13 protein-coding genes are annotated in these 16,391 nt (G+C 56.2%); 6 read left to right on the forward strand and 7 right to left on the reverse strand.

Features of this window, described 5'->3' with window-relative positions; genetic code table 11:
* Positions 1-432: 432 nt before the first annotated feature.
* From QMP16_RS19720 to QMP16_RS19735, 4 genes are read left to right on the forward strand one after another with little or no spacing between them, the layout of a single operon-like run.
* Complete coding sequence (locus QMP16_RS19720; RefSeq protein ID WP_282153779.1) at positions 433-1,182, forward strand: Tll0287-like domain-containing protein; 750 nt, start codon at positions 433-435, stop codon at positions 1,180-1,182.
* 14 nt (positions 1,183-1,196) lie between these two features.
* Positions 1,197-3,884 carry a response regulator gene (locus QMP16_RS19725; protein WP_282153780.1) on the forward strand — a complete coding sequence of 896 codons (2,688 nt, stop codon included), beginning with the start codon at positions 1,197-1,199 and terminating at the stop codon, positions 3,882-3,884.
* A gap of 18 nt (positions 3,885-3,902) precedes the next feature.
* Entirely contained in the window at positions 3,903-4,268 is a 366-nt protein-coding gene (locus QMP16_RS19730) for a response regulator (RefSeq protein WP_282153781.1), read from the forward strand.
* A gap of 33 nt (positions 4,269-4,301) precedes the next feature.
* Positions 4,302-5,822, forward strand: coding sequence for an adenylate/guanylate cyclase domain-containing protein (locus tag QMP16_RS19735; protein WP_282153782.1), 1,521 nt, complete (start codon positions 4,302-4,304; stop codon positions 5,820-5,822).
* Positions 5,823-6,437: 615 nt separating this feature from the next.
* Here QMP16_RS19735 and gph read toward each other — a convergent pair.
* On the reverse strand, positions 6,438-7,097 hold the full coding sequence (gph, locus tag QMP16_RS19740) for a phosphoglycolate phosphatase (protein ID WP_282121072.1): 660 nt from the start codon (positions 7,095-7,097) through the stop codon (positions 6,438-6,440).
* Positions 7,098-7,322: 225 nt separating this feature from the next.
* Between gph and hemP the strand changes: the two genes are divergently transcribed.
* Positions 7,323-7,490, forward strand: coding sequence for a hemin uptake protein HemP (gene hemP, locus QMP16_RS19745; RefSeq protein ID WP_081894606.1), 168 nt, complete (start codon positions 7,323-7,325; stop codon positions 7,488-7,490).
* Positions 7,487-7,963 carry a hypothetical protein gene (locus tag QMP16_RS19750; RefSeq protein ID WP_109312371.1) on the forward strand — a complete coding sequence of 159 codons (477 nt, stop codon included), beginning with the start codon at positions 7,487-7,489 and terminating at the stop codon, positions 7,961-7,963. Before hemP ends, QMP16_RS19750 begins: the two co-directional genes overlap by 4 nt.
* A 51-nt stretch (positions 7,964-8,014) precedes the next feature.
* On the opposite strand, the gene QMP16_RS19755 is transcribed toward QMP16_RS19750, so the two are convergent.
* From QMP16_RS19755 to QMP16_RS19780, 6 genes are all read right to left on the reverse strand, one after another.
* Entirely contained in the window at positions 8,015-11,080 is a 3,066-nt protein-coding gene (locus QMP16_RS19755; protein ID WP_282153783.1) for an aminotransferase class III-fold pyridoxal phosphate-dependent enzyme, read from the reverse strand.
* A gap of 15 nt (positions 11,081-11,095) precedes the next feature.
* Positions 11,096-11,968 (reverse strand): NAD(P)-dependent oxidoreductase, encoded by an 873-nt coding sequence (locus tag QMP16_RS19760; protein ID WP_282153784.1) that lies wholly within the window; start codon positions 11,966-11,968, stop codon positions 11,096-11,098.
* A gap of 97 nt (positions 11,969-12,065) precedes the next feature.
* On the reverse strand, positions 12,066-12,455 hold the full coding sequence (cueR, locus tag QMP16_RS19765; protein ID WP_282153785.1) for a Cu(I)-responsive transcriptional regulator: 390 nt from the start codon (positions 12,453-12,455) through the stop codon (positions 12,066-12,068).
* Positions 12,452-14,932 (reverse strand): heavy metal translocating P-type ATPase, encoded by a 2,481-nt coding sequence (locus QMP16_RS19770; protein ID WP_282153786.1) that lies wholly within the window; start codon positions 14,930-14,932, stop codon positions 12,452-12,454. The genes cueR and QMP16_RS19770 overlap by 4 nt, the downstream gene beginning before the upstream one ends.
* Before the next feature lie 307 nt (positions 14,933-15,239).
* Positions 15,240-15,860, reverse strand: a complete 621-nt coding sequence (locus tag QMP16_RS19775) for a pyridoxamine 5'-phosphate oxidase family protein (protein WP_282153787.1) — start codon at positions 15,858-15,860, stop codon at positions 15,240-15,242.
* An 11-nt stretch (positions 15,861-15,871) separates the two neighbouring features.
* Entirely contained in the window at positions 15,872-16,336 is a 465-nt protein-coding gene (locus QMP16_RS19780) for a nuclear transport factor 2 family protein (RefSeq protein ID WP_282153788.1), read from the reverse strand.
* Positions 16,337-16,391: the final 55 nt, after the last annotated feature.

Consider the following 16,391-nt stretch of genomic DNA (forward strand, 5'->3'; position numbering starts at 1 on the left):
GGCAAGCCTCCTGCGGTGACCTATTGGCAGAGAATTGAAACTACAAACCCCAGTCAGCAGGTCCAAAGAGTAACTCAATTCACGCCAGAACTTACCTAGCAATTGGGGAGTAACTCAGTATGCTCAAACGCCTATTTGTGCAACAAAGCCACCGGCACGTGTGCCCAGCTTAGGCGTTTGAATGTCATGAGTAGCACGATAAGTCAGCTTTGGACTCGGAGCATACATTCACGAAACTTCGCTCGCCATCTGAATTGCGGCCAAAGCTGTTTTGCGCACAAGTAGCGTGATCACTAGCTCAACAGTCATTAACTACACTCCATTTTTGGTTGAACAACTTTGGTCGGTCCGAATTCATAAGACAGTTTGGAGAATTTTTGCTAGTCTATCTTATTGTCACTGCACTCGACTTTGCGTGGAGGCGTTGGTCTTTTGAAGATTTCAAATTTAGCGGCAGCGGTCATTTTGAGTACATTCTGTCCGCTTAGTCCGGATAGTGTTGCGGCGCAATCCGCAGAAGAGGTTGAGACGGGCAACCGGTTAGCGGCGGTGTTGCGAGCCGGCCGAAGTGTGGTGTCAAACAGCCAGGAACTAATCAACGATCCAACCGTCACTGATAAAGGTCTATCCGGTGACGTATTTTACGAGAAAGTTATTCAGGCCTACTTGGAGGCTAACGGCGAACCACCACTACGTGATGGGCTGGACCCACTGGAACGAAAGCTTACAGAAACGCAACTGGACGCTATGGTCACGGTAATCGACGCAAACCAAGAGATAATAAATGCCGAGGGAGTGGCATTCAAAGGATTTATTCCAGCGGTTTTTGCGCGGTTGGTAAATGAACAGTTCGCTGATGAAATTGGCACGTCTGCCATGGTAAAGGTAACTGCGCCTTCGGAACTTGTCCGCAATCGCATGGCCCGTCCGGATACTTGGGAAAACTCGGTCATAGAGGAAAAGTTCAAGGACTCATCTTGGACCGAAGGGCAGCCATTTTTCGAAGAAACTAGCGTTTCAGGAACACCCGCTTTCCGTATGCTGATCCCAGAATACTACTCTGAGTCCTGTCTTTCATGCCACGGATCGCCAGCGGGTGAAACGGATGTGACCGGTTTCCCAAAGGAAGGTGGGCAACTTGGTGATCTGGCGGGTGCAATTAGCATAACCCTTTTTAGATGAAACAAGAATCTGGTGTGAGTAACAATTGGCGGTGGGTGTCCGAAAATACTATTCCGGTGCGCATAGGATCACTGTCGGCGCTATTGTTAGCTGCTTTGGTCGTGAGCACCATCGTGATGGTCTACGATCTGGCGCGCAACCAAGCCCGCATTGAAGACGCAAATACTGAGTTTCACCGGCTGGAAGTCGCAGGCCAGGCAGATCGTCAATTTGGAGAGATGAGGTATTGGCTGACGGATCTTTCTGTCAGCTTACTGACCCTTTCTGAGCGGCGAGCCAACGAAGCAAGTACAAAGCTCAACAGCAGCCTCGAACAGCTCTCCGATTTTGCACCCGAGTCCGCAACCAGCGTACAAGAGCAGGCAAACTCCTATTACGAAACTTCCATGCAAGCAGCCGATGCTTACACCGACGGCAACAGAGTGCTGGGAAATACTTTACTTGCACAGGCCCGAGTGGCCAGTGATGCCGTCGACAAGACGCTGACGCAATTGGTCGATGACCTATCTGAAAGCGCCGACCGAACCAGAAATGAAGCAACGGTTGCCGCGAAGGCAGCGATGAATCGAGCGATCATTGCATGTGTTGTCATTGTGATATTGGGAGCGCTTCTTACGTGGCGTGCTCTGAGGTCAATCGTTGTGCCACTGCATGCAATCAACATTGCGATTTCAGGCCTGATCCGAGGTGAACGGGATGTCGCCCTGCCGCCCGAAGGCCCTGATGAGCTGGGCCGGATGTCCCAAGCGCTAAGGGCCCTTCGCGACAGCCAGGACAAACGGCGCGAACTAGAAGAAGAAGCGTGTGCGCAACGCAATACAATCCTCACCGCGATTGAAACAATCCCAGACGGATTTGCGCTGTTCGACAACGAAGATCAACTCATACTCTTCAATGACCGGTTCCGCAGCATTTTCGCACATGTGGACGACATACTTGTGCCGGGCACGCGGTTCGAGGACATCTTGCGGCTGCAACTGGAACGAAAATCGGTTGATACCAATGGTGTGCCTGACGAAGAGTGGGTTAGCAGCCGGCTTGCACGACATCGCAGACCTGACGGGGATCGCCAAGAAGTCTTACTGGGTGGCGCATGGATTCAGGTGTCGAAACGCCAGACACCCGACGGGGGCACGGTCGCCGTTTATAGCGATATTTCTGACCTTAAATCCAAACAGGAACAACTTGAAGAAGCCAACGCGCATGCGGTCGCTGCCAGCTCTGCAAAAAGCCAGTTCCTGGCTTCCATGAGCCACGAGTTGCGTACGCCGTTGAACGCGATCATCGGTTATAGCGAAATGCTGTCCGAAGATGCGCAGGACATGGGATTCGAGACTGCGACGGATGATCTGGAGAAGATCATGGCATCCGGGCGACATCTGCTCTCGCTCATCAATGACGTTCTTGACCTGTCCAAGATCGAAGCGGGCAAAATGGAAATGTACCCGGAACGCTTCGCGCTCCGACCCTTGTTGGACGAAGTCGCTTCAACGGTGGTTCCCTTGGTGAGCAAGAATAGAAATGAACTGGTTCTCTCTTGTGATCTCGCAGACTCTGACGAGATCGAAACCGATAAAACAAAGCTCCGGCAGAACCTTTTCAACCTGTTGTCCAACGCGGCGAAGTTTACCGAAGGTGGTAAGATTGAACTTCTCGTCTCTAGACTTCGGAAAAATGATACGGATTTCTTTCGATTTACAGTGCGAGATGAAGGCATCGGAATGACGCCGGAGCAACGCGACAAGCTGTTCCAGGCGTTCGTACAAGCTGACCAGTCTACTACGCGGAATTTCGGAGGCACCGGGCTCGGGCTCGCCATTGCGCAGGAATTTACGCGTATGATGGGCGGGCACATCACAGTCGATAGCAAAGAGGGTGTTGGATCGACCTTCTCTTTTGAAATTCCGGCGCGCTATGCTGCTGTGTCCACCTTGGTTGACGATCACAGTGAAGCGTCACCGGACACTGCTTTAGGCCGCGTTCTGATCGTGGATGATGAAGAAGACGCACGAAACGTGGTTGCACAAATCGTACGCGAGGAAGGGTATGATGTCTTGATGGCATCAAACGCGGAGGCGGGCATGGAAATGGCACGCGCGCAAAAGCCTGACGTCATTCTACTGGACGTTATTATGCCCGAACGCGACGGCTGGTCTATGTTGAAAGAACTCAAGGCAGACTCGAAGCTGTGCGAGACACCCGTCGTCTTGGCCACAATTGTCGCGGATCGCGACATGGGCCTTGCTTTTGGAGCGATCGAGCACCTGATCAAGCCGATTGATCCAGCTCGGCTGATCGCAACGCTAGATTCAATCGCCTCGGGTCGCGACAAAGACGTGCTGATCGTTGACGACGATATGTCAACGCGGAACCTGTTTCGCCGTATTTTGACGCGCAATGGTTGGACAGTGCGCGAGGCGGCAGACGGTCACGGCGCGCTCAGCCAGTTGAAATCCAAAAGGCCGACTCTGATGGTATTGGACATTATGATGCCGAATGTGGACGGTTTCGATGTTCTCAAAACGGTTCGCACAACTGATGGGCTTGCAGATTTGCCGGTTATCGTAGCCACGTCTAAGGACCTGACGCGGGACGAGCTGGATTGGTTGAAAGCCCATTCAGATGAGGTCATCCGCAAAGGAGATACCGGTCGAGGTGATCTGATCGCGGCACTGAAACGTCAGTTACAGGACTATTCATAAGTCGGAAAGTTTAAGGCGATGGCAAAGATACTTATTGTGGAAGACAACGATATGAACCTCGACATGCTGTCGCGCCGGCTGCAGAGAAAAGGATACGAAACCGTATCGGCCCGCGATGGTCAGGCTGGCGTCGAACAAGCCCTATCGGATAAACCAGATTTGATTTTAATGGACATGAGCCTGCCAGTAATCGACGGTTGGGAGGCGACAAGACAAATAAAAGCAAACCCAGACACAAAAGCTATCCCAGTTGTCGCTTTGACTGCCCATGCGATGCAGAGTGATCGCGACAAAGCCATGGAGGCAGGTTGCGACGAATTCTATACCAAACCGATCGAACTGCCTGGGTTGCTGGAAATTATTAAAAAACTGCTGAACGGGTAGCGCAGCATGGTTTCAGAGACCCGGAAAGACAAGTTGGCACTAGCCACCCGCATTTCCCAGAACCTCAATGGGCCGTCAGAAGCGATCGTAGGGTTTCATAACCTGCTGACCGAGGAAGTGCGCAGAACAGGGCCAACGGCTGCGCTGGAGGATTTGCAAAAGATTGGCGTCGCCGCCAGTAGCCTTACTCAGATGGTCGAAATGTTGGGGAAAGGTGCGCACCAAATCTCGGCCGACAAAGACGCTCAGGCAAAATTGCGGCATGATTTACGCTCACCGATCAATGCGATCATTGGTTATTCCGAAATGGTACTGGATGATTTCGAGACAGATCTGGAACCTTCCGCCCGCAGGGACATAAACGCGATCCTGAACGAAGCGCGTAAGCTGGCGCTACAGATTGACAGCACAATCAGTGATGATGATATTCAGAATAGCGCTGAGGAAAGTGACCGAGATCAGAAAATTGCAGCTAGTCTTGAACGCAGCTTAGCCACACCAGACGACGGTCGCGAAATCCTGACTGGTCACATATTGGTGATTGATGACGAGGCGGCCAATCGGGAAATCCTGACCCGATTGCTGGAACGGCGAGGACACAGTGTTCGGTCGGTCGGGTCGGCTAAGGAAACTTACGAGTCACTGAAGCGCGAAGAGTTTGACCTTGTTCTGTTGGACATTCTCATGCCAGAGGTGAATGGGATCGATGTCCTCGAAAGAATTAAAAAAGATCCGTCTTGGCGCGAAATACCCGTGGTCATGGTTTCAGGTCTGAACGAGACGAACGCTATCGCCAAATGCATCAGTGTCGGCGCTGAGGACTATTTGCCAAAACCTATCGACCCGGTGTTACTGCACGCGCGCGTGGATGCTTGCATGGAACGCAGTCGCTGGCGCGCTAAGGAATTGGCGTTCACAAATGAGATCAAATACGAACGTGACAGGGCAGACAAATTGCTGCACTCGATGCTGCCCGCGCCGGTTATCAAACGACTAAACGATGGCGAGACAAACATCGCTGATCGCTTCGTCGGCGCCACCATAATATTCGCGGATATCGTAGAATTTACACCACTGGTAGCCCGCATGGACGCCGGTGACCTGATCCTGGAATTGTCAAATTTGTTCACTGCATTTGATGACCTGGCCACCCTGCACGGTATCGAAAAGATCAAGACGATTGGAGACGCCTACATGGCGGCATCGGGTATCCCATTGCATCGCAAGGACCACGCACACGCGGCAGTAAGCTTTGCACGTGACATCCTGAGAACGATGTCCGACAGCACAGTTAGTAGCGCGGGTTTGCAAATCCGCATCGGTATCCATTCCGGACCAGTCATTGCTGGTCTGATTGGCCGAAAACGGTCAATTTATGATGTTTGGGGGGAGACCGTGAACCTTGCCAGCCGTCTCGAGGCCACAGGCAGGTCGGGGCACATCCACATCTCTGCCGAAACCAAGGATGCACTGGGTGACCATTTGCCCAACGCGGAAGCGCAAACTCATTTTGTAAAAGGAGTGGGAGAAATAACATCTTACTTCGTATCTTAAGGCTTGTGACACGGTTTTGAGCCCCATCAGTTCGACCGTTTGATAATTTCGAGTTGGAACTTGGCCAAACGGCCCAAATTGCGTTGTCAAAAGTGGATGATTGCGTTCCAGAACTCTAACTGTGCCCGCTTTGGGCTCAGTTTATGCTTGAAGCGTTCTAACGGTCTTGATCTCACCGGTTTGGCAGGTCACACTGACTTTTTAGTTCATCGAAAACACATTGCTGAACCTGGCGCAATCTAACGTCATGCTGATCGGCCTGCGGACTCGGATCGTTTTCTGAGGGAGGCCTGTCCAATTTTTCTTTGCAGGCTACACTCGGGGTAGAGTTTTTCGCCCTACAGGCGGAGGATTCTTGGGGTCATCCGAGCATTGTAATGTGCATTTTAGGTCTTCTTTGTGTCATTTTCCCACAAAATATCAATTAATTTCAATTATTTAAATCCATCTACGGGAAACCCCCAATTCCTGAAGGCAGGGCGATTCGTTAATGTTAAATCATCCAAAGAGTTACTGCGGACAATACCACTTTTCCCCGATGAGGGGCTGGCTACTTACCCCCTCGGCCGGCCCCTCAACCGCCTTCCCAAGTCCCCCTGCCAGCAAATTTCTCCCCTATCCCTGCAATGCCTCCAGGACGAGTGCGGGTAGTTTATGCGTGTCATCGTAGCTCAACCTGTGTGGGATCTCTTCCACCGGAGTTTTTCGGTAGCCTTCCGAAAACAAAAGAAAGGGCACGTTTGCACGGCGCGCAGTTTCGGCATCCACTTCGCTGTCTCCGACATAGAGCCGGGGTCCAGCGTTCGCGACCGCGTTGAAGCTTGCCTCAAGGTGCGCGGGGTCTGGTTTGCGAACGGGTAGTGTGTCGCCGCCAAACACTGTTTCGAAGTGATGCGCCAGATCCAGTGCGTCCAGAATATGACGTGCGGGCGCCTCAGGTTTGTTTGTGCATACGCCCAGAACGCAGCCCAATTCGCGCAGTTGCGTCAGAGCTTGCGGGACGCCTGGGTAAGGGATTGTTTTGTCGCTGGAGGCGGCAGAGTAATGGGCGAGTGTGAGTTCGGTCAATTCGCTATGCTGTTCGATCGGCAGGTCGTGATGGCGGATCATGCGTTCGACCAGTTTTGGCAGGCCGTTGCCCACAAATTGTTTGATCGTGCTTTCCGGCAACGGGGCGATGCCGATATCCAGCAATGTCCGGTTGGCGGCCGCTGCAATGTCCGGAAGACTGTCCACCAGCGTTCCGTCCAGGTCGAACATGATTGTTGCCGTCATCGGTTTCCCCGTCGGTTAATGCGCGTGAGCCAGACCTAACCTGCATAAAATCCTTGCGCAATCACCCCACATCCGCGGTTTCCATCGAATAGGGTTGACATACCTGACTAAATTAATCAGATTAACGGAAAGACCCCCTCAGCCAACCCAGTTCGGGTCAGCCATATTGTTGAAAGCGCGAACAAATTAAGGCCCTTCGCCCGAGAACCTACTGGAGTTGTCCTGATGAATGTGCAGACCCCGAATCCCAGCCAGTCCTATGCGGTGTCCATGCTTCCGGCACATAAGGCCGAAGATCTGACCAAGGGTGGCAACCTGGCCCATATCGAACTGGGCGATCAACTATATACCTTGCGTATCACGCGCGCCGGCAAGTTGATCCTGACAAAATGAGCACAAATTCCTCGCGCGGTGGCGCTGCGGTTGGGCGTCTGTCCGACCTCAGCCCAATCGAAGCCGGTGCTGTGATGTATCTGCGATTGTGGAGCGAAAGTCCCGAGGCCCGTTCGGATGCTGCAAGCGATTTCGAGATCGCTCTTGGTCTGGATCAGGGGCGGGCTGCAATGATGACGCTGGATCGTTTGTGCGGGCTGTGTGCCCATCACGGCCGTCGCCCGTTGGTGCGGCATGGTCTTGGCTGTTCCTGCCTTGGTGCAGATGAAAACTGTTTCGCCCAGATGATTGCTGCCGCCTCGGAAGGAGCGCGTGAAGACGCGATGATGATGGCAACGCTGATCGTTCGACCAGACTTTGCCCCGGCACTGGCGTCACTGTCCGAAGAGATGGGTATGGTGCTGCGTCGGATGACTGCGTCAGTACCCTTGCCGACAACCGGGCACAAAACCCCCTCGGCCGTGCTGCATTAAGCGGCAGGCGGCTTCAAAACCCCGACTCTGGCGAGCCGGGGTTTTGTTGTTTCAGCAGCACCCGCAGCCCGCGTGATGATGATCATGATCGCAAGTCGGGGCAGGGGCAAAGTCACCGACTTCGGACAAAACCTCGCGCAGGGTCCAAAGGATCATGTCGACGTCTTCCGCCTCGATGGTTAAAGGAGGGCGGACTTTCAGGATGTTGTCCTTGGGTCCTTCGCTGCCGATCAGGATGCGGTGATCGCGCATCCGGTTCTTGACGTAACTGCAGATTTCGGTGCCCTCAGATCCGTCTGGATTGATCAGCTCCACACCAAGAAACAAGCCCATGCCGCGCACGTCACCGACACAGGCGAAATCAGCCTCGATCTGACGGAGCCCATCCATCAGCTGCCCACCCACGACACGGGCGTTATCTTGCAGGCCTTCGTCATCGACGATGTCCAGCACCTCTTTTCCGATCCGGCAGGACAGGGTGGAGCCGCCAAAAGTCGAAAAGAACTCGATGCCGTTGTTGAAACTGTCGGCGATGGCTTTGGTCGTGACCAGTACGCCCAGCGGATGGCCGTTTCCGATGGGTTTGCCCATGACAACGATATCCGGAAGCGCTCCCTGGTGTTCAAAGCCGAAATAGTGGTCACCAAGGCGACCGAGACCCGTTTGCACCTCATCGGCAATACAAACCCCGCCAGCAGCACGGATTTTGTCGTAGACGGCTGGCAGATACCCTTTGGGTGGGATGATCTGGCCGCCAACCGAGGGGAAGGTCTCGGCGATGAAACCAGCCAACCCTTGGCCTTTGTCCTGTAGCACGGCAATAGCCGGATCCACGAGATCGGCGAATTTCTTTGCCCGGTCAGGATCGTCGCGCTTGAATGAGCCCCGGTAGTCGTCTGCAACCTCGACCAGTTCGACCCAATCGGCCTGACCAATCCCGCCCGGTTTGTTGAATTTGTAGGCAGAGATCTCCACCGCCGCATTCGTATTGCCGTGGTACCCGTGGTCAGGCGTTACGATGCCTTTGGCCCCGGTATGCGCGCGCGCCAGACGCAAGGCCAGCTCGTTAGCCTCGGTGCCCGAGTTGACGAAAAAGCACACCTCGAAATGATCCGGTAGCTTGGACAGGGTTTTGTCAGCGAAGGCTGTCTGCGCCGGGTGCAGGTAGCGGGTGTTGGAATTCATCCGCTTAAGCTGATCTGCCGCGACCACTTGAATGCGCGGATGAGCGTGGCCCACATGGGGGACGTTGTTATAGGCGTCCAGATAGGGGCGCCCCCATTCGTCGAACAGATGATGCTTCCACCCGCGCACTAGCATGACCGGATCATCATAGGTCAGGCTAAGGTTGCCACCGAAATGGTCATGCCGCCCTTGCAGGATCGCTTGCTTGTCGGTCGGGCGATAGAACACTTTTTCGTCCGGCAGGTTCAACAGCGCCGCCGGGTTGGGACAAACGGCGTGCCACAACTCCATCTCGTCCGGGTCGCCGACACCGGGCCAGTCGTTCTGCATCCCGTCAGTTGTCAGGGCCAGTTGGAAATGCACATGCGGAGCCCAGCCGCCATTCTGCATGGCGTCCCCCAGCCGTGCAAAGGCCGCGCCCTGCGCGACCGGATCGCCCGGTTTCAGCCGGTCACAGACCTCGGGGTCGAGATGACCGTAGAGCGTATAGAACGGATCGCCCTCGGGTGTTTCATGGTGCAGGATCACTACGCCGCCATAATCCAGATGCGTATCGCGGTTTTCGACTGCCTCGACCCGGCCACTCATAGGTGCATGCAAAACAGTCCCGGCACGGGCGAAAACGTCCACGGCCAAATGCACCGTTCGCCTGTCAGAGGCCTTCCACTGTCCCTTGCGGAACGCAGGCTCGGCATAGATCAGGCGTGGTTCGTTGTAGTAACCCAGCCAGAGGCCTTCTCCGAACTCTTCGCCCACGCGCGCGGCTTCGTCTAGCGGCATGTGGAACGGGTTCTGGGGCCAGGTCGAGTTTTCAACCGACAGAGATCCCATCGGAATATCGCTCAGATCCTGTTCGAACATCTGCGCGAATTGACCGCGATGCTCGGCCAGATAGGCGTGGATGCGTTCAGCTCCGTCAGTCACGGGCAACCCGCAGGCGGCGCGCAGCCGGGCGGACATCAAGCCGCCATTCACCGTATCGTTCTCTAGGAAGCGCCACGCAGGGGCCTGACTGATGGTCACATAAGGATCGTCCGGATTGTCCGCGGCCATCAAGGTCGAGTTCACCACGGACACGGCCAGCCTCATCCGCAGCAGCAGCCAGATCAGATCGACCTCGTCAGCACGCAGGCGATTGGCGGCGTGATAACCACGCACCAACGCCGTCAATGCCCGCTCGGGTTTTGGGTGGTCCAGAACGATATACGCCCCGGCAATTGCCAGATCGCAGATACGCGGTGCGGCGCACATATCACCAAGATCGATCAAGCCAGAGACGGTTTGCCGTTGACCCAGTTCACCGTCGACCAATATGTTGTAGTCGTTGGCATCATTGTGGATGGCTTGTTTTGACAATCCAGCCAGAGGGCCCGAGATTGCATCGAATTCAACGCAAATCTCTGACAATATCGCCTGCCGCGCAGGGTCGGCAATGGCCTCCAGCTTGTCCGAAATCCAGCCCGCTTGTGTCAGGTCCCATTTGAAATCCGCGCGGTGCAGCCCGTCATGGGTAAACCGTTCCAGTGCCCGGTCGGTTGCCCCCAGAACGCGGCCCAGTTTCAGGATCAGTTCCTCGGATTTAGGCGCAGCCTTTGCATAGCAATGGCCGGGCAGGCATTCGAGCAACCAAACCAGTCGGGGCTGCCCATCCTGATCAGGGATTTCCGGGAGCAGCGTACCGTTGATATCCGGAAAAACACTGGGAAAGGGCAGTCCCGGTGCCTCGGCGGCAACGTGTTTCAGCGCCTTGATCTGCAGGTCAATGAACTCTGCCTCGCAACCCGCGCGCATGACTTTCAGTACGTAGTCCTGACCATTGGTGGCCCTGACCAGAAAGTTGAGGTCATATTCGCCGTCCAGCCGGTTCAGTTTGGCCTCAAGCCCCCAGTGGATGCGCAGGGCGTGGGCCCAGAATTCGGTCAACTCGGTCATCAGTGCGACGGTCCTTTAATCCAGCGCGCGCAGGCGTTTGATCAGCGAGGATGTGTCCCAGCGTCCGCCGCCCAGTTTCTGAACGTCCTTGTAAAACTGATCGACCAGAGCGGTCACAGGCAGCGAAGCCCCTGTTTCATTGGCCGTATCCAGACAGATGCCAAGATCCTTACGCATCCAGTCCACCGCAAACCCATGTTCGAAATGGTCATCCAGCATTGTCTCATATCGGTTTGCCATCTGCCAACTGCCTGCCGCGCCCTGACTGATAACTTCAACAACTGCGCGGCCATCAAGGCCCGCCTTCTCGGCAAAGTGCAGCGCTTCGCTGAGGCCCTGCACCAGACCGGCAATAGCGATCTGGTTGCACATCTTGGTCATCTGACCTGCACCGCTGTCGCCGATACGACGGCAAATCTTGGAATAGACCTGCATAATCGGTTCAGCCGCGTCATACGCCGCCTGATCCCCACCGCACATAATCGACAGAACCGCGTTTTCTGCCCCTGCCTGACCGCCCGAGATCGGAGCGTCCACAAAGGCGATGCCTTTTGTTTGCCCAGCTTCGTACAACTCGCGTGTCACCATGGCCGAAACAGTGGTGTGATCAACAAACGTCGCCCCATTGGACATGCCGCTGAATGCGCCGTTTTCACCTGTGCAGACCATCCGTAGGTCGTCGTCATTACCGACACAGGCCATGACGAAATCTGCACCCTGCGCGGCCTCTCGGGGCGTCGTCGCCATGGCGCCACCATGTTGGGCGACCCAAGCTTCGGCCTTATTGGCGGTGCGGTTGTAAACGGTCACCTCATGACCTGCGGCCTGCAAGTGACCGGCCATGGGGTATCCCATGACGCCCAGACCCAGAAACGCGACTTTTGCCATTTGGAGATCCTCTCTGCTGTCCGGTACCCGTTTCTTTCACCGGGCCGGATTGTTTAGCAGAGACAAAGCAAAGCTGCGCCCAAAGGGCAACCCCGCGTCACGCTTTGCCACCCAAATCCTGCAGGATTGGGCAATCGGGTCTGTCGTCCCCTGCGCAAGCGTCGATCAGATGGCTCAGAGTGTCCCGCATGGCGTTCAGGTCAGCGATCTTGGCTTCGATCTGAGCCATATGCGCGCGGGCCACCTTTTTGACATCGGCGCTGGCACGGGTTTCGTCCTCGTACAATGCCATCAGCGTCCGGCAATCCTCGATCGTGAATCCCAAGGCGCGGGCGCGGCCCAGAAAATTCAGTTTGTGCACGTCCTGACTGCGAAAACTGCGGTATCCGTTGTCATCGCGCAGGGGCTTTACCAGGCCGATTTCTTCGTAATACCGGATCGTCTTGGCGGGTAGGCCGGTCTGGTTTGAAACATCGCCGATATTCATGAGGTCACCGTTTGCGCTGAATGGCCTAGCGGGGTGTCAGGCAAGCTGGCCCGGACGCGTCGCAAACGCAGCGCATTCGAGACCACGAAAACACTGGACAATGCCATGGCCCCAGCGGCGAGCGCTGGGGACAGCAGATGGCCGCCAAAGGGGTAAAGAACCCCAGCGGCAACCGGAATAAGCAAGATGTTATAGCCGAACGCCCAACCCAGGTTCTGCTTGATGTTGCGCATGGTTCTGCGGCTGATCTCGACCGCGTTTGCGACGCCGCATAGATCGCCCGACATCAGCACGACATCCGCAGTTTCAATCGCTACGTCTGTGCCGGTTCCGATGGCGATGCCGATATCCGCCGAAGCCAGTGCCGGGGCATCGTTGATGCCATCCCCGACAAAGGCCAGTGCACCAAACGTGTCGCGCAGCGCATTGATCGCGGCAAGCTTACCATCGGGCAGCACTTCGGCTGTGACATGATCAATGCCCAGCTTGTCCGCCAGAGCCTGCGCCGTCCGGGCGTTGTCGCCTGTCACCATCGCCAAAGTTAGCCCCATTTCGTGCAACCGCCTAAGCGCCTGCACAGTGCCGGGCTTGATCGGGTCCGCGACCGCAAGCATTGCAGCGGCCTGACCGTCGATGGCGACAAACAAAGGGGTTGCGCCTTCTTCGGCGCGCTGGTTGGCCTCGGCCATCAGGTCCCTGACGGTTATGTCGTTCTGTTCCATCAATCTGGCCGAACCGATCAGCAACTTATGCCCCTCGACCACAGCCCGAACTCCCAGCCCCGTGAGAGACTCAAATTCTGATACCTTGGGCAATTCAGATGGTCCGGCACGAGTGATGGCAGTGGCAACGGGATGCTCTGACCTTGCCTCGACGGCGGCGGCCAAACGCAGAACACCGTCGCGGTCAAAGCCGTTTGCAGTCGTAACACTCTCCAGTTCCGGCCGACCCAACGTGAGTGTTCCGGTCTTGTCCAGTGCGACCACCTTAGCTTGTTGCAACTGCTGCAACGCATCGCCTTTGCGGAACAGCACACCCAATTCTGCCGCGCGGCCAGTGCCGACCATGATTGAGGTTGGTGTCGCAAGGCCCATGGCGCAAGGGCAGGCGATAATCAGAACCGAGACGCCGGCGACCAGCGCCAATGGTAAAGCCGGTTCTGGGCCAACGAACAACCAAACGGCAATCGTCAGCAGCGCAACAGCCATCACAACGGGCACAAATCGCGCAGTAATCCGGTCGACCAGCCCTTGGATCGGCAGCTTCGCCCCCTGCGCCTGTTCGACCATGTGGATCACCTGCGCCAACACCGTATCGGCACCAACGCGCGTTGCGCGTACCCGCAGCGCTCCGGTGCCATTCACCGTACCACCAACGACCTGATCCGATGGCGACTTGCCCACCGGCACCGGTTCGCCCGTGATCATGCTTTCATCCACATAAGAGGTGCCGTCCAGAACCTCGGCATCCACGGGAACTCGTTCGCCCGGGCGGATCTGCAGGGTATCGCCTACTGTTAAGTCGGCGATGGGGCGATCAATGAAATTTCCGTCCTGTTCGACCCGCGCTGTTTTGGGCTGCAGCCCAACCAGCTTGCGGATCGCGGCCCCGGTCCTGCCTTTGGCGCGCGCTTCCATGACCCGGCCCAGCAGTATGAGAACCACGATGACAGAGGCGGCCTCGAAATACACATTGGCGCTACCCTGCGGCAGGATCTGCGGGGCGAAGGTTGCGGTGACGGAAAACAAATAGGCGGCCCCCGTTCCTAAGGCGACCAGCGCGTTCATATCGGGCGATCCGCGCATCAGTGACGGAATACCCTTGGCGTAGAACACGCGCCCGGGGCCAATCAGTATGGCCGAGGTCAGTGCGAACTGAATGAGGTGGCTGGTTTGCGTGCCGATCGTGGCCTGGACCCAATGATGGAAGGCCGGGATCATATGCCCGCCCATTTCCAGAATGAAAACTGGCAGAGCCAATACCGCTGCGAAGATCGTCGCGCGGGTCAGCGCATGCGCTTCGTCGGATTTCGTGTGGTCTGTTTGGTCAGCCGTCATGCTGTCTGCCACGCGCGCAGGGTATCCCGCTGCCTCAGACAAACTGGCCAGCTTTTGCGGGTCGGTGGCCCCGTCGATAAACGTGACCACAGCGGTTTCGGTCGCAAGGTTAACCTGTGCGTCGACGACCGCAGGATCAGCGGTCAGCGCGTTCTCGATCTTTGCCACGCACGAGGCGCAGGTCATCCCGCCAATCTTCAGGGTCGTCTGCTTGCTGGCTGCCGGATACCCGGCATTGCTCAGGGCGTCAGTCAGTGCGTTGATTGGCCCGGTATGTGTGACCTGCGCCGTTTCGGTCGCGAAGTTGACCGAGGCATCGGTCACTTCTGGCACCGATTGCAATGCGGCTTCTACACGCGCCACGCAGGACGCGCAGGACATGCCCGAGATTTTGAGTTGTGTTGTTTGCGGCGTAGCCATGCGACTCGTCCCGATGTCTGATCTGCCCTCCAAATGGGGGTTCCAGTCACGGGAAGGTCAAGAGGTATCGCGGATTTTCTTTTTTGCAACCCGCGCGTCGGCGTCACCTGTTCGCAAACATTTCTAGCAAGAGAGAGTTGTAGGTATCCGGCGGCGGGGATCTGACGGCCTCGGGGGAGGCAAAGAACGCAAGCGACACTGCGGCCGTGGTCAGCGCGATGCCTACAAGAATGAAACCGGCCATATTCAATGAAGATCGCGACATGGGCAAAGTCCTGGTTCGAGAGGTTCATCAGGCGCTGTTGGGTCAGGACTGTTTTGCCAGCTCTTGCTTCAAGCTGTCATTTTCGGCCTGAAGTTGCGCCAATTGCTGCCCTAGAGAGTTCAGATGTGGACGAAGCTCGGCCTCGGTAAAGCGGGGCGTGATGTGGCGCGGGCAGTTCCAGTCCAGCGCTTCGACCCGGATGATCACGGCGCGTTCAGCCGGGGCATCGGCACCGTCAGGATATAGGCTGGTTGTGGCATCTTCGCCCTCGGTGAACGCGACCCGGCCAAGGATTTTCAGGCGTCGCCGATTGGCGTAATCCATCAAGATCATTGCAACCCGGTCATTTCCATCCAGGTTTCCGCGCGAGATATACTGCTTGTTGCCCGAAAAGTCGGCATAACCGATTGTCTGCGGTCCCAGAACTTTGAGAAACCCGGTCGGTCCGCCACGGTATTGCACATATGGCCAACCCGTTTCGGACACGGTGGACTGATAGAACCCGTCCCGCGCTTCGATAAAGGCCTTTTCAGGCTCGCCGATTTCGTGGCCTTGCTGCGGGCCACTTTCGATGAATTTGGCATAGGTCTTGGCAGACCCCATCCGTTCCTGATGGGCGCGGACGGCAGGGGTGAAGGTCAGTTCGGAAAAGGCGCGAGGCATGAGATGTCCTTTCAAAGTCCCAGATCGAACAGGCCGGGGTGATCGTCGGGGCGAGGGCCTTGCGGCCAGAAAAACAGACGTTCGGTTTCCGCAATCGGCAGGTCGTTCAGCGATGCGTGCCGTTCGGCCATTCGACCATCTTCGGCAAATCGCCAGTTTTCGTTGCCATAAGACCGGAACCACTGACCGCTGTCGTCACGCCATTCATATGCGTAGCGTACCGCAATGCGGTCACCGGAAAAGGCCCACAGCTCTTTTATCAACCGATAGTCCAGTTCCTTGTGCCACTTGCATGTCAGAAAGGCATGGATGTCTGCATGGCCGCTTAGGAATTCTGCCCGATTTCGCCACTGGCTGTCTTCGGTATAGGCGGGGGTCACGACATCCGCATCACGGCTGTTCCAGGCGTTTTCCGCCAATCGCACTTTTTGCGTTGCGGTTTCCAGGGTGAACGGGGGCAGCGGAGGACGGTTCATGCGCGGGTCTTTCAAGTCAGAGAAGCCGCCATCAAGGCGATGGTCAAAAGAAGGG

Source organism: Ruegeria atlantica, from assembly GCF_947495585.1.
Taxonomy (GTDB): domain Bacteria; phylum Pseudomonadota; class Alphaproteobacteria; order Rhodobacterales; family Rhodobacteraceae; genus Ruegeria; species Ruegeria atlantica_G.

What these genes read in the sequence shown, in the direction of transcription:
- hemP (WP_081894606.1), top strand. Translation starts at nt 7,323, where the DNA reads ATGAATGTGCAGACCCCGAATCCCAGCCAGTCCTATGCGGTGTCCATG.
- QMP16_RS19770 (WP_282153786.1), bottom strand. Translation starts at nt 14,932, where the DNA reads ATGGCTACGCCGCAAACAACACAACTCAAAATCTCGGGCATGTCCTGC.
- QMP16_RS19750 (WP_109312371.1), top strand. Translation starts at nt 7,487, where the DNA reads ATGAGCACAAATTCCTCGCGCGGTGGCGCTGCGGTTGGGCGTCTGTCC.
- gph (WP_282121072.1), bottom strand. Translation starts at nt 7,097, where the DNA reads ATGACGGCAACAATCATGTTCGACCTGGACGGAACGCTGGTGGACAGT.
- QMP16_RS19755 (WP_282153783.1), bottom strand. Translation starts at nt 11,080, where the DNA reads ATGACCGAGTTGACCGAATTCTGGGCCCACGCCCTGCGCATCCACTGG.
- cueR (WP_282153785.1), bottom strand. Translation starts at nt 12,455, where the DNA reads ATGAATATCGGCGATGTTTCAAACCAGACCGGCCTACCCGCCAAGACG.
- QMP16_RS19730 (WP_282153781.1), top strand. Translation starts at nt 3,903, where the DNA reads ATGGCAAAGATACTTATTGTGGAAGACAACGATATGAACCTCGACATG.
- QMP16_RS19780 (WP_282153788.1), bottom strand. Translation starts at nt 16,336, where the DNA reads ATGAACCGTCCTCCGCTGCCCCCGTTCACCCTGGAAACCGCAACGCAA.
- QMP16_RS19775 (WP_282153787.1), bottom strand. Translation starts at nt 15,860, where the DNA reads ATGCCTCGCGCCTTTTCCGAACTGACCTTCACCCCTGCCGTCCGCGCC.
- QMP16_RS19760 (WP_282153784.1), bottom strand. Translation starts at nt 11,968, where the DNA reads ATGGCAAAAGTCGCGTTTCTGGGTCTGGGCGTCATGGGATACCCCATG.